The sequence below is a fragment of the Streptomyces sp. 1114.5 genome, assembly GCF_003635085.1.
In the GTDB taxonomy this organism is placed as follows: Bacteria; Actinomycetota; Actinomycetes; order Streptomycetales; family Streptomycetaceae; genus Kitasatospora.
This window is the reverse complement of the sequence record NZ_RBXE01000002.1, coordinates 21,265-34,822: the sequence shown is the minus strand read 5'-3', so window position 1 is coordinate 34,822 and position 13,558 is coordinate 21,265. Positions and strand designations below refer to the sequence as shown.

Here is a 13,558-nt window from a genome sequence, read left to right as displayed (position 1 = left end):
CCAGAGCCCGGTTGACACCGCGGCCCAGCCCCAGGAGAACACCCTCATGAGGACTTCCCGCACCCTCGCCGTCGCGCTCTGTGCCGTCGCGCTCACCGCCACCGCCGCCTGCGGCAAGGACGGCACGCCCGGTGCCGCCGCCAGCGCGAGCGACGCCCCGAAGCTGCCGACCTACACGGTCAAGACCGACGCCAAGGTCGACTCCCCGATCGTCGCCGAGGCCCGCAAGCGCGGCCAGCTGATCATCGGCGCCAAGGCCGACCAGCCGAACCTCGGTTGGGAGGACGTCGCCAGCGGCGACCGCAGCGGCTTCGACATCGAGATCGCCAAGATGATCGCCGCCGACCTCGGCTTCACCCCGCAGCAGATCAAGTGGCAGACCCTGGTCTCCTCGCAGCGCGAGCCCGCCATCGCCAAGGGCCAGATCGACTTCTACGTCGGCACCTACAGCATCAACGACGAGCGCAAGAAGACCGTCTCCTTCGCCGGCCCGTACTACATCGCCGGCCAGGACCTGCTGGTGAAGCAGGACAACACGACGATCACCGGCCCGGAGAGCGTCAACGGCAAGAACGTCTGCACCGCCACCGGCTCGACCTCGATCAAGAACGTCCAGCAGTACAGCCCGAAGATCACGCAGTTCGACACCTACTCGGCCTGCGTCGAGAAGCTCCTCTCCGGCGAGGTCGACGCCGTCACCACCGACGACGCCATCCTCAAGGGCTACGCCTCCAAGTACGCCGGCAAGCTCAAGGTCGTCGGCAAGCCCTTCACCAAGGAGAACTACGGCGTCGGCCTCAACAAGGACGACGCGGTGCTGCGCAACGCCATCAGCGACGCCCTCAAGGCCCACGAGGACAACGGCGACTGGAAGAAGGCCTACGACGCGACCCTGGGCGCCTCCGGCTCCCCGGCGCCCGACGTCCCGGCCCTCGACCGCTACTGATCCACCCGGTCACCGATCCACCCGGGCACCGATCCGCCCACCGCACGACATTCCCGACCCTGATTGAGAGGAGGGCCGCCGGATGGGGTTCCTGTTCGAGGACGACAACTTCGCGTTGTTCCGCGACGGCTTCCTGCAGACGATCGAGGTGAGCGCGCTCAGCGCGCTGCTCGCCCTGCTGCTGGGCACCCTGCTGGCGGCCTTCCGGGTCTCCCCGGTGCCGGTCCTGCGCGCCTTCGGCACCGGCTGGGTGACGCTCTTCCGCAACACCCCGCTGACCCTGCTGTTCTTCGCCGTCACCTTCGGCCTGCCGCCGCTCGGCGTGCACTTCAGCCACCTGGCCTTCGCCGTGCTGGCGCTCGGCGGCTACACCGCCTCGTTCGTCTGCGAGGTGATCCGCTCCGGCATCAACACCGTGCCGCTCGGCCAGGCGGAGGCCGCCCGCAGCCTCGGCATGACCTTCGGCCAGACCCTCACCCTGGTCGTCCTGCCGCAGGCCGCCCGCACCGTGCTGGCCCCGATGAGCAGCGTGTTCATCGCCCTGCCGAGGAACTCGGCGATCGCCGGCGCGTTCAGCGTCCCCGAGCTGTACAGCGCCCAGCAGACCTTCTCCGAGCGCGGCTACTCGATCTTCGCGATCTTCTTCTGGGTGGCCTGCGCCTACCTGCTGATCAGCGCGGTGGTCGCCACGTTCTTCCGCTTCCTGGAATCCCGACTGGCGGTGGCCCGATGAGCGAGCGTAGCGAGCGAACAATCAAGACGCGCGTGCGGGCGAATGCCCCTGCCGAGCGCAGCGAGGTGGGCGCATGACCATTTTCAACCGCCCTGCGACGGCCAGTGTCCTCTACGACACCCCCGGCCCCAAGGCCCGCACCCGGTACCGCCTGTTCGGCGTCCTCTCCCTGATCGGCGTCGCCGGACTCCTCTGGTACGCCGTCACCGCGCTCGCCGACAACGGCCAGTTCGACGCCGACCTGTGGGACGCGTTCCAGTACACCTACGTCCAGCAGATGATCGTGGACGGCCTGCTCGCCACCCTGAAGGCCTTCGGCCTGGCAGCGGCGTTCTCGCTGACGCTGGGCGCCCTGCTGGCGGCCGGTCAGCTCTCCGACCACCGGCCGGTCCGCTGGGCCTGCACGGGCTTCACCCAGTTCTTCCGGGCGATGCCGCTGCTGATCCTGATCGTCGGGCTCTACTACGCGTTCTTCGCCAAGGAGCCGATGTGGGCGCTGGTGCTCGGCCTCACCCTCTACAACGGGGCGGTCCAGGCCGAGATCATCCGCAGCGGCGTCAACGCCGTGCCCCGCGGCCAGGGCGAGGCGGCGTACGCCCTCGGCATGCGCAAGACCCAGGTGATGGCCGGCATCCTGGTGCCGCAGGCCGTCCGCTCGATGCTGCCCACGATGATCGGCCAGCTCGTCGTCACCCTCAAGGACACCTCGCTCGGCTACATCATCACCTACAACGAGCTGCTGTTCATGGGCAAGAAGATCGCCAGCCAGCCGTTGAACGCCGCGGGCTTCCCCTACATCCCCGTGGTGCTCGTGATCGGCCCGCTCTACATCGCCATGTGTCTGCTGCTGACCGCGCTCGCGCGCTGGATCGAAGCACGCGGCCGTCGCGGCGCGAACCGGCGCACTTCAGCTGCTGCTTGACGGACACGCAGGTGAACTGTTGCATTGCTCTTCGTGACACCTCCCGGGAGCATCCACGCGGCATATGCGGCAGCGGTAACTGACGCCGGCCGATCGGCCGGTTCGTGCCCGGAGGTCCCCTCATGGACCCGGTGATCGTGGTCGGGGCCGGACCGGTCGGTCTGGCCCTGGCCCTCGCCCTGGCCCGGCACGAGGTGCCGACCGTCGTCCTGGACGAGGGCTCCGGGCTCTGCCCCGAGGGCCCGCGCAGCCTCGTCCTCGGCGCCGACGCCATCGCCTTCCTGACCCGGATCGGCTACCCGCGGGCCGTTTCGGACTCCGCCCTGTGGGACTCCTTCGCCATCTGGCGGCGCCGCCAGGAGGTGCTGCGGATCGACCTCACCGAGTCGCCCACCTTCCACCTCCCCCAGCACCGCCTCCAGCGCGGCCTGCGCGACGCCCTGACCGGCACCCCGCTGATCAAGCTGGTCCCGCTCCACCGGGTCGTCGAACTCGAACAGGACCGCGACGGCGTCAGCGTCCGCACCGCGGGCACCCGGGACGGCTCCACCACCTGGTGGCGCGGCAGCCACCTGGTCGGCTGCGACGGCGCGAGATCCACCGTCCGCAAGCTCCTGAAGATCCGCTTCCCCGGCCGCCCGGCGGTCGACCGAAACGCCATCGCCACCGTCCGGGTCGACCTGCCCTTCGACGGCGCCCGGCTGCACCGCGAACCCCCGTGGCGCGGCGACCGCGAAGCCTCCGCCCGTCCACTGCCGGACGGCGTCTGGCGGCTCGACTGGCGGCTGCCCCCCGGCCGGCCCGCCCCCACCGAGACGGTCGACCCGCACGCCACCTGGCCCGGCATCGTCACCGGCGACACCCTGCTCACCCGGGTCACCGCCACCCTCACCGGGTGGTGCGGCGAACTCCCCCGCTTCGACCTGCTCGCCGCCGCCGACCACACCGCCCAGCAGCGCCTGGCCGCCCGGTTCCGGGTCGGCCGCTGCTTCCTGGCCGGCGACGCCGCTCACCTGCACGGCGCGCTCGGCATGCAGAACCTCGCCGACGGGCTGCGCGACGCCGACAACCTCGCCTGGCGGCTCGCCCTCGCCTGGCACCTCCACTCCGGCGGTCCGCAGCCCGGCGGCTCGCTGCTGGACGGCTACGAGGCCGAGCGACGCGGCGCGGTCGGCGCCCGGCTGCGCGCCGTCGACCAGGCCATGCCACTGCTGCGCCCGCTGCGCGGCTGGCAGCAGACCCGGCGCTCACTGCTGGTCGGCGGCTTCCGCAAGCACGCCCCGATGCTCGCCGACGGCCAGCTCGGCACCGGCCGCTTCGGCGGCGCGCCCGCCTACCCGGCGGCGCCCTCCGGAGTCCCCGGCCGCGTCCCGGTGCAGCGCGGCTCGCGCGGCACCACCTCGCTCAGCGAACTGCTGCCCGCCACCGCCCCCGGCGTGCTCGTCCCGGACCTGCCGGTGCTCGCCACCGACGGCTCCCCCGACCACCTGCACGCCCGTCTCGGCGCCACCTTCCTGCTGCTGCTGGTCGCGCCCGGCACCGCCGTCTGGTCGTCCGAGCACTGGCTCGGCGCCGGCCTGATGCCCCGGCTCGCCGAGGTCGCCGCCGCCCTGCCGGTACCCGCCGAGGTGCTGGTCACCGAGGAGTACCCGGGCGCCGGGCCGCACACCGTGCTGCTGATCCGCCCCGACGGCCACCTGGTCGGGGCCACCCAGGGCGCCGTCGCCGAGGACCTGCACGCCCTGGCCGACCGCGCCCGCGGCGGCCCCGCCCCGCTCGCCCCGGCCCCCGAGCACGAATCCGAGCCCGAGCCCGACCCCGCACCCGAGCCGGCGCCCACCCCCGAGCACGCCGACCGCCACGCGCCACAACAGGTGGACTCCCCGAGCTAGGGCCTGGGCTTACCGCGGCTGCCTAGCGCCCGCTCTCCTCTTCCTCCAACGCACCGCGCACCACCCGGAACGCCAGCCCCTCGGAGTAGCCGCGCCGGGCCAGCATCCCCACCAGCCGCCGGGTGCGGACCTGCGGATCCAGGCCCCGGGTGGAGCGCAGCTTGCGCTCCACCAGCGCCCGGGCCGCGTCCGCCTCGTCGTCGTGGTCCACCTGGGAGACGGCCTGCTCGACCAGCTCGGCGGCCACGCCCTTGGTGCGCAGCTCCTGCGCCAGGGCCCGCCGGGACAGGCCCCGGACGGCGTGCCGGGATTCCACCCAGGCCGCGGCGAAGGCCGCGTCGTCGATCAGCCCGACCTCTTCGAGCCGGGTCAGCACCTCGTCGGCGACCTCGTCCGGGATCTCCCGCTTGCGCAGGGCGTCGGCGAGCTGCTTGCGGGTCTTGGCCGCGCCGGTCAGCAGCCGCAGGCAGACGTCCCGGGCGCGGGTCTCCGGATCGACCGACTCCTCGGCCTGCTTCCGGGCTCCGCGGCCGCCCTTCTCCCGCGCGCCGGAGGGCCCCCCGCCGGGCTGCTCCTCGTCGAACAGCCCGCCGCCGGGTCCGTCGGACTCGCCGGACGGCCCGTCGGCGGTGCGCCCGCGCCGGGTGCGGCCCCGGCGCGCGCCGGAGCGCAGGGTGGAGGCGGCCACACCCCCGTGACCAGCCGCCTCGTCCTCACTCCGGCGGCGCGGCGCGAACGCCGGTGCGGAGGCGGATGCGCCCGCTTCGAATTCCTCGGCCGTCACGGCCGAGCGCCGCCGACGGCGGCCGGTGGGCAGCTCGGAGGCGGAGACCAGCCCCAGCGCCTCGACCGAGGCCTCCGCCGGCCGTTCCCCCGCCGAAGCCGGCCCGGGCGCCGCGCCGCGCACCGCCCGGGCCGGAGGCCGGTCGGGCTGCGGATCCGACTCGGGCTCCGGCTCCTCCGCGACGGCGGCGAACCAGTCCGGCGGCCCGTAGTCCTCGTCCTCCGGGCCCGCCGGGCCGCCACCCACCGTGTCGTACTGCGTCAACGGCTCAGGCCTTGGCAGCAGCCGTCTTCTTCGCCGCGGCCGTCTTGGCGACGGTCGCGGTGATCGGCTTCGCCGCACCGTCGGCGGCCGCGGCGGCCGGCTCGCCCTCGGCCGGCTCCTCGGTCTTCGGGCCGATGCCGAGCTTGCCCTTGATCTTCCGCTCGATCTCGTCGGCGAGCTGCGGGTTGTCCCGCAGGAAGTTGCGGGCGTTCTCCTTGCCCTGGCCGAGCTGGTCGCCCTCGTAGGTGTACCAGGCGCCCGACTTGCGGATGAAGCCGTGCTCGACGCCCATGTCGATCAGGCCGCCCTCGCGGCTGATGCCCACGCCGTAGAGGATGTCGAACTCGGCCTGCTTGAACGGCGCGGCGACCTTGTTCTTGACCACCTTGACGCGGGTGCGGTTGCCGACCGCCTCGGTGCCGTCCTTCAGGGTCTCGATCCGGCGGATGTCCAGCCGGACCGAGGCGTAGAACTTCAGCGCCCGGCCACCGGTCGTGGTCTCCGGCGAGCCGAACATCACACCGATCTTCTCGCGCAGCTGGTTGATGAAGATCGCGGTGGTGTTCGACTGGTTCAGCGCACCGGCGATCTTGCGCAGCGCCTGGCTCATCAGTCGCGCCTGCAGACCGACGTGCGAGTCGCCCATCTCGCCCTCGATCTCGGCGCGCGGGACGAGCGCCGCGACCGAGTCGATGATCACCAGGTCGATCGCGCCGGAGCGGATCAGCATGTCGGTGATCTCCAGGGCCTGCTCACCGGTGTCCGGCTGGCTGACCAGCAGGGCGTCGGTGTCCACGCCGAGCTTCTTGGCGTACTCCGGGTCGAGCGCGTGCTCCGCGTCGACGAAGGCGACCGTGCCGCCGGCCTTCTGGGCGTTGGCCGCCAGGTGCAGGGTCAGGGTCGTCTTGCCGGAGGACTCGGGGCCGTAGATCTCGATCACTCGGCCTCGCGGGATGCCGCCGACCCCGAGGGCGACGTCCAGGGCGGTGGAGCCGGTGGAGATCACCTCGATGGGCTCGTTGGCCTTCTCGCCGAGGCGCATCACCGAGCCCTTGCCGAACTGCCGCTCGATCTGGGCGAGCGCGGTTTCCAGGGCCTTCTCGCGGTCCGTACCTGCCATGGCTTTTTCCCTCGGGTTCTGTGCTGTGCGCTTCATCGTCCTCGACGCTAGCGCGTCCCACTGACAAACGAGCCCGATCGGGCTCGGCCTGTGGAAAACTCGTCGCCGGAGAGTACAAAGAACATCTGTTCGATTCAAGCGTCGCACGTCCCCGCGCCGCGGCTCCCGGCGGAGGCCCCGTTCAGCGCAGCAGCGTCGAGACCCCCTGGGTGTCGCAGACCACGCGCCAGACGTCCTTGGCCTCCCAGCCCGCCTCCAGCGCCTGCCGCACCGTCCGCCCGCCCAGCTCCGTCAGCACGTGGTCGGTCGCGAACGACTCCGCGTACGCCTCTCCGAAGTGCGCGTACATCCGTCGCCAGAACTCCGTCAGCCTCATGGCTCAAGTATCCCGGACCCCACCGCCCGCGCCCGTCCCCGGAGTTCCGCCGCACAGGCCGGGGTCAACGCGGCAGCGCCAGCAGCCCCGCCCCGAAGTACTGCCGGTCCCCGCACGCGTACGGCCCCGGCGGGCAGCCGGCCGTCGCGGAGTCGGCGAGCAACGCCGCCAGGCCGTCCGAGCCGAGGCCCGGGTGGAGCGCCGCCGCGATCGCGACCGCACCGGTCACGTGCGCGGCGGCCATCGAGGTGCCGGCCAGCGCCGCGTACTGCCCGCCGGGCCAGTCCGAGACGATCGCGTTCTGCGCCCCGCCGTCCGGGTCCCCGCCGGGGGCGGCCAGCGAGACCCGGCCGCGCCCGTAGTTGGTGTACGCGGACGGGTGGCCGTCCCGGTTGACGGCGGTGACGGTGACGACGCCGGGCAGCTCGCCGGGCAGCCGGACGCACTCGGTGCCCAGGTAGCGGGTGCGCGGCGGCCCGGAGGCCCGGTCGTTGGGGCTGCGCTCGTCGGTCCGGGCGGCGCTCAGGTCCTGCCCGTCGTTGCCCGCCGAGGCGACCACCACCGCGCCCTTGCTCCGGGCGTACCGGGCGGCCCGGTCGACGGCGGCGATCAGCGTGGCCTGGTCGCGGTCCCCGGGGCAGTTGTACTTCCACGGGTCGGCGAAGTAGCTGTTGTTGACCGCCTTGGCGCCGTGGTCGGCGGCCCAGAGCAGGCCGCAGACGATGTTCTCGGCGTAGTACTGCCCGAGCGGTCCGAGCAGCCGTACGGCGGCGATCCGCACGCCCGGCGCGACCCCGGTGACGCCGCGGCCGTCCCGGGCCGCGCCGACGATCCCGGCGACGTGGGTGCCGTGGCCGCTCTCGCCGACCCCGGGGTCGGGCCGCCAGGCGCCGGTGCGGGCGTCGGGCCGGCCGTCGGCGCAGGAGACGGAGGCCTTCGGGTCGACGGCCGCCCGCAGGTCGGGGTGGGTGTCGTCGACGCCGGAGTCCAGCACCGCGACCAGCACCCCGCGCAGGGTCTCCGGGCCGGGCACGCCGCCCGCAGGGGCGCCGTTCGGCGTCGGGGAGGCGTCGCCGGCCCGGGCCGCACCGGCCCCGAGCATGGCGAGGTTCCAGGCCCCGCCCTCGGCCGGATCGGGCACGGTGGCCGTCTCCCCGTCGGCCCGGTCCGCGCGGTCCGCCCCCCTCGTCCCGGTCACGCCCCGGGCCACGCCCGCCGTGAAGTCCCCGGCCCCGTCCACCGCGCGGGGCGGCGCCACCACCGGCGCGGTCCGGGTGGCGCCGACGGCGGCGATCCCGGGCCGGGCCCGCACCGCGTCCGCGAACCCCCCGGTCGCGTACGCCAGGACGGCTCCGATCTGCGGGTACGCCTGCACCACCTGCCCGCCGGCCGCCCGGCTCTCCGCCGCGGCCCGGTCGGCGCCGGACGCGTCCTCCCGCTCGGCCAGCACCAGGTAGCTGAGGTAGGCCCGACCGGGCCCGGACACGTACGGGACGGCCCCGCCCACCACGAGCGCCGTGAGCAGCATCGCGAGCAGCGCCCGGGCGGGCCCGCGGACCCGGCGGCGGGCGGCGCGGGCGGGCCGGCCCGACGGGTGCGCCTGCGCCATCGCACGGCCTCCGCTCGTCGGTCCGGTGATTTCACGGGTGGATCATGCTCCCGAATCATCACCATATGAGCGGATTGTCGTTTCTGCTCCCCGGCTTGCACCCCTCCCCCACGCCTCGGCCACCCGTTGTCGGTCCCACCCGGCACCATGGGGGCATGGCGCCCCAGCACCCGACCCCAGCCACCGGCTCCCCCCGGCCCGACGACCCCCTGGCCGGCTTCGCCCCGGCCACCCGGGCCTGGTTCACCGGCGCCTTCTCCGCCCCCACCACCGCCCAGGCCGAGGCCTGGCGCGCCATCCAGCGGGACACGGACGTCCTGGTGGTCGCCCCCACCGGCTCCGGCAAGACGCTCGCCGCCTTCCTCTCCGCCCTCGACCGGCTCAGCAGCACCCCTCCCCCGGCCGATCCCAAGCACCGCTGCCGGGTCCTCTACGTCTCCCCGCTCAAGGCCCTCGCGGTGGACGTCGAACGGAACCTGCGCGCCCCGCTGACCGGCCTGCGCCAGGCCGCCGTCCGGCTCGGTCTGCCCGAGCCGGAGGTCCAGGTCGCCATCCGCTCCGGCGACACCCCGGCCGCCGACCGCCGCCGCTTCGCGACCCACCCGCCGGACATCCTGATCACCACCCCCGAATCACTGTTCCTGCTGCTCACCTCCGCCGCCCGGGAGGCCCTGCGCGGCGTGGACACGGTGATCCTGGACGAGGTGCACGCGGTCGCCGGCACCAAGCGCGGCGCACACCTCGCGCTCACCCTGGAGCGGCTGGACGAGCTGCTGGACCGCCCGGCCCGCCGGATCGGCCTGTCCGCGACGGTGCGCCCGGTCGAGGAGGTGGCCCGCTTCCTCAGCCCGCAGCGCGGCGCCGTCGTCGTCCAGCCGCCCGCCGCCAAGGACTTCGACCTCTCGGTGGTCGTCCCCGTCCCCGACCTGGACGACCTGCCCGCCGCCCCGGCCACCGGCGGCGCCGCCGCCGGCGACCCACAGCGTCAAGCCTCGATCTGGCCGCATGTCGAGGAGCGGATCGTCGACCTGGTCGAGGCGCACCGCTCCACCATCGTCTTCGCCAACTCCCGCCGTCTGGCCGAGCGCCTGTGCAACCGGCTGAACGAGATCGCCCACGAGCGCGCCACCGGCACCGCCGCCCCCGAGGCGCACGCCCCGGCCCAGTTGATGGGCGGCTCGGGCGCAGCCAAGGGCGCGCCCGCGGTCATCGCCCGGGCCCACCACGGCTCCGTCTCCAAGGAGCAGCGCTCCCTGGTCGAGGAGGAGTTGAAGGCCGGCCGGCTGCCCGCCGTGGTCGCCACCTCCAGCCTGGAGCTGGGCATCGACATGGGCGCCGTCGAGCTGGTCGTCCAGGTCGAGTCCCCGCCCTCGGTCGCCTCCGGCCTGCAGCGGGTCGGCCGGGCCGGCCACCAGGTCGGCGCGGTCTCCACCGGCGTCTTCTTCCCCAAGTACCGGGGCGACCTGGTGCAGTCCGCCGTGGTCACCGAGCGGATGCGGGCCGGCCGGATCGAGGCGCTGCGCATCCCCCGCAACCCGCTGGACGTGCTGGCCCAGCAACTCGTCGCGATGACGGCCCTGGACACCTGGCCGGTGGACGACCTGCTCGCCGTGGTCCGCCGCGCCGCACCCTTCGCCACCCTCCCGCAGTCCGCCTTCGACGCCGTGCTCGACATGCTGGCCGGCCGCTACCCCTCGGACGCCTTCGCCGAGCTGCGCCCCCGCGTGGTCTGGGACCGGGTGGCCGGCACCGTGACCGGCCGCCCCGGCGCCCAGCGCCTGGCCGTCACCTCCGGCGGCACCATCCCCGACCGCGGCCTGTTCGGCGTCTTCATCGCCGGCGCAGACCCCAAGAAGGGCGGCGGCCGGGTGGGAGAGCTCGACGAGGAGATGGTCTACGAGTCCCGCGTCGGCGACGTCTTCACGCTGGGCACCACCTCCTGGCGGATCGAGGAGATCACCCACGACAAGGTGCTGGTCACCCCCGCCCCAGGCATCCCCGGCCGGCTCCCGTTCTGGAAGGGCGACACCCTCGGCCGTCCGCTCGAACTCGGCCGCGCCCTGGGCGCGTTCACCCGCGAGCTGGGTGCGCTGCAGCCCGCGGCCGCCACCGAGCGCCTCAAGCAGGCCGGGCTGGACGACTGGGCCGCCGCCAACCTGCTCGACTACCTCGCCGAACAGCGCGCCGCCTGCGGCCACCTCCCGGACGACCGCACCATCGTGGTCGAGCGCTTCCGCGACGAGCTCGGCGACTGGCGGATCGTCATCCACTCCCCGTTCGGCGCCCAGGTGCACGCCCCCTGGGCCCTCGCCCTCGGCGCCCGGCTCCGGGAGAAGCACGGCCTCGACCCCCAGGTCATGCACGCCGACGACGGCATCGTCCTGCGCCTGCCCGACGCGGACCTGCTCGCCCCCGACTTCGATTTCGGCAGCCCTGCGGACCTGTCGCAACAGGCGGGTTCGACCCCGGACGAGGCCCCGGTCGGCGCCGACGCCGCCCTGTTCGACCCGGGCGAGATCGAACAGCTGGTCACCGACCAGGTCGGCGGCTCCGCCCTGTTCGCCTCCCGCTTCCGCGAGTGCGCCGGCCGCGCCCTGCTGCTCCCCCGCCGCAACCCCGGCCGCCGCACCCCGCTCTGGCAGCAGCGCCAGCGCGCCGCCCAACTGCTCGAAGTCGCCTCCGAGTACGGCTCGTTCCCGATCGTCCTGGAGGCCGTCCGCGAGTGCCTGCAGGACGTCTTCGACGTCCCCGGCCTGGTCGAGCTGATGGGGGACCTGGAATCCCGCGCCGTCCGGCTGGTCGAGGTCACCACCCCCGAGCCCTCGCCCTTCGCCCGCTCGCTGCTCTTCGGCTACGTCGCCCAGTTCCTCTACGAGGGCGACTCCCCGCTCGCCGAACGCCGGGCCGCCGCCCTCTCGCTGGACTCCCGGCTGCTGTCCGAACTCCTCGGCCAGGCCGAGCTGAGCGAACTGCTCGACCCCCGGGTGCTCGCCGAGCTGGAGGCCGAGCTCCAACGCCTCACCCCCGAGCGCCGGATCAGGGACGCCGAGGGCGTCGCCGACGCCCTGCGCCTGCTCGGCCCGCTCGGCGAGGCCGAGTTGACCGCCCGCGGCGCCGAGCCGCTGTGGGCCCTGGAACTGGAGGCCGCCCGCCGGGTGATCCAGGTCCGGATCGCCGGCGAGCAGCGCTGGGCCGCGATCGAGGACGCCGGACGGCTGCGCGACGCGCTCGGCACCCCGCTGCCGGTCGGCGTCCCCGAGGCCTTCACCGAACCGGTCAAGGACCCGCTGGGCGACCTGCTGGCCCGCCACGCCCGCACCCACGGCCCGTTCACCGCCGCCGAGGCCGCCGCCCGGTACGGCCTGGGCACCGCCGTCGTCACCGGCACCCTGCACCGCCTCACCGCCGCCGGCCGCCTGGTCCAGGGCGCGTTCCGGCCCGCCGAGAGCCACACCGCCGCCCCCGAGTGGTGCGACGCCGAGGTGCTGCGCCGGCTGCGCCGCCGCTCGCTGGCCGCCCTGCGCCAGGAGGTCGAGCCCGTCCCGCCGCGTGCCCTGGCCGCCTTCCTCCCGCAGTGGCAGCACCTGGCCGGCCACCGGCTGCGCGGCCCGGACGGCCTGCTGAGGGTGGTCGAACAGCTCCAGGGCACCGCCCTGCCCGCCTCCGCCCTGGAGAAGCTGGTCCTCCCGGCCCGGCTCGCCGACTACTCCCCCGGCCTGCTGGACGAGTTGACGGCGGCCGGCGAGATCGGCTGGTGCGGGGCCGGCGCACTGCCCGGCAAGGACGGCTGGATCAGCCTGCACCTCACCGAGAACGCCCACCTGCTGCGCCCCGAGCCGGTCCCGCCCGCGCTCACCCCGCTGCACAGCGCCCTGATGTCCGCCCTGGCCGGCGGCTACGGCCTGTTCTTCCGCCAGCTCGTCCAACAGCTCCCGGAGGAGACCGCGGAGCCCGAGGTCGTCACGGCCCTGTGGGACCTGGTCTGGGCCGGCTACGTCACCAATGACACCCTCGCCCCGCTGCGCGCCCTGCTCGGCTCCGCCCGGACGGCCGGCGCCACCGCCCACCGCGCGCCCCGGGCGACGCCGCGCGGCCGCTACGGCGGTGCCGGCCGCCCCTTCGGCCGGGTCGGCGGCGCCCTGCGCAGCGGTCCGCCGACGGTGGCCGGGCGCTGGTCGCTGCTGCCCGCCCTCGCCCCCGACCCGACGGTCCGGGCCACCGCCCAGGCGCAGAGCCTGCTGGATCGCCACGGCCTGCTCACCCGGGGCACGGTGGCGGCCGAACGGGTGCCCGGCGGCTTCGCCGGGGTCTACCGGGTGCTCGCCGCGATGGAGGAACGCGGCCGGGCCCGCCGGGGCTACTTCGTCGAGGGCCTCGGCGGCGCCCAGTTCGCGATGGAGGGCGCGGCCGACCGGCTGCGCTCCGTCAACGGCCGACTGGAGCGGGCCCGGGCCGCCGAGTGGCCCGACGCCCCGGCCGCCGAGCCGCCGCAGGCCCTGGTGCTGGCCGCCGCCGACCCTGCCAACGCCTACGGCGCCGCCCTGCCCTGGCCGGAGCCGCCCACCGCGCCCGGCGGCAAGGAGTCCACCGCCCACCGCCCGGGCCGCAAGGCGGGCGCCCTGGTGGTCCTGGTGGACGGCGAGCTGGCGCTGTACGTCGAGCGCGGCGGCAAGTCCCTGCTGGCCTGGCCGGAGGACGAGGAGACCCGGGCGCTGGCGGCCGGTGCGCTGGCCGCCGCCATCCGGGCGGGCGCGCTCGGCAGCGTCACGGTGGAGCGGGCCAACGGCGAGCCCGCCCTCGGCTCCGAGCTCGGCCGCGCCCTGGAGGACGCCGGGTTCCACGCCACCCCGCGCGGCCTGCGGCTGCGCCCCTGAGCCAGGGCACGAAGCAGCACACGGGAACGCCGGAGGCC

The 13,558-nt window shown here is 74.7% G+C and carries 9 protein-coding genes; 5 read left to right on the top strand and 4 right to left on the bottom strand.

Annotation, left to right across the window (positions count from 1 at the left end; translation table 11 throughout):
- Positions 1–46: 46 nt before the first annotated feature.
- From BX285_RS23645 to BX285_RS23630, 4 genes are all read left to right on the top strand, one after another.
- On the top strand, positions 47–946 hold the full coding sequence (locus tag BX285_RS23645; RefSeq protein ID WP_097236046.1) for a glutamate ABC transporter substrate-binding protein: 900 nt from the start codon (positions 47–49) through the stop codon (positions 944–946).
- Positions 947–1,028: 82 nt separating this feature from the next.
- Positions 1,029–1,679 carry an amino acid ABC transporter permease gene (locus BX285_RS23640; protein WP_097236047.1) on the top strand — a complete coding sequence of 217 codons (651 nt, stop codon included), beginning with the start codon at positions 1,029–1,031 and terminating at the stop codon, positions 1,677–1,679.
- 73 nt (positions 1,680–1,752) lie between these two features.
- Entirely contained in the window at positions 1,753–2,601 is an 849-nt protein-coding gene (locus BX285_RS23635) for an amino acid ABC transporter permease (protein WP_121177928.1), read from the top strand.
- A gap of 122 nt (positions 2,602–2,723) precedes the next feature.
- Positions 2,724–4,493, top strand: a complete 1,770-nt coding sequence (locus tag BX285_RS23630) for an FAD-dependent monooxygenase (RefSeq protein WP_121177926.1) — start codon at positions 2,724–2,726, stop codon at positions 4,491–4,493.
- A 22-nt stretch (positions 4,494–4,515) separates the two neighbouring features.
- Here the strand turns inward: BX285_RS23630 and recX are convergent, their stop codons facing one another.
- The 4 genes from recX to BX285_RS23610 form a co-directional block, all read right to left on the bottom strand.
- Positions 4,516–5,166: a recombination regulator RecX gene (gene recX / locus BX285_RS23625; RefSeq protein WP_373560552.1), complete on the bottom strand. Its 651-nt coding sequence runs from the start codon at positions 5,164–5,166 to the stop codon at positions 4,516–4,518.
- A 379-nt stretch (positions 5,167–5,545) separates the two neighbouring features.
- Positions 5,546–6,661 carry a recombinase RecA gene (gene recA, locus BX285_RS23620; RefSeq protein ID WP_097236050.1) on the bottom strand — a complete coding sequence of 372 codons (1,116 nt, stop codon included), beginning with the start codon at positions 6,659–6,661 and terminating at the stop codon, positions 5,546–5,548.
- Between the two features lie 181 nt (positions 6,662–6,842).
- Positions 6,843–7,037, bottom strand: coding sequence for a DUF3046 domain-containing protein (locus BX285_RS23615; RefSeq protein ID WP_097236051.1), 195 nt, complete (start codon positions 7,035–7,037; stop codon positions 6,843–6,845).
- Positions 7,038–7,101: 64 nt separating this feature from the next.
- Positions 7,102–8,646, bottom strand: coding sequence for a S8 family serine peptidase (locus BX285_RS23610; protein ID WP_121177922.1), 1,545 nt, complete (start codon positions 8,644–8,646; stop codon positions 7,102–7,104).
- A gap of 155 nt (positions 8,647–8,801) precedes the next feature.
- Between BX285_RS23610 and BX285_RS23605 the strand changes: the two genes are divergently transcribed.
- Positions 8,802–13,520 (top strand): ATP-dependent helicase, encoded by a 4,719-nt coding sequence (locus BX285_RS23605; RefSeq protein WP_121177919.1) that lies wholly within the window; start codon positions 8,802–8,804, stop codon positions 13,518–13,520.
- The last annotated feature ends 38 nt before the right edge of the window (positions 13,521–13,558 follow it).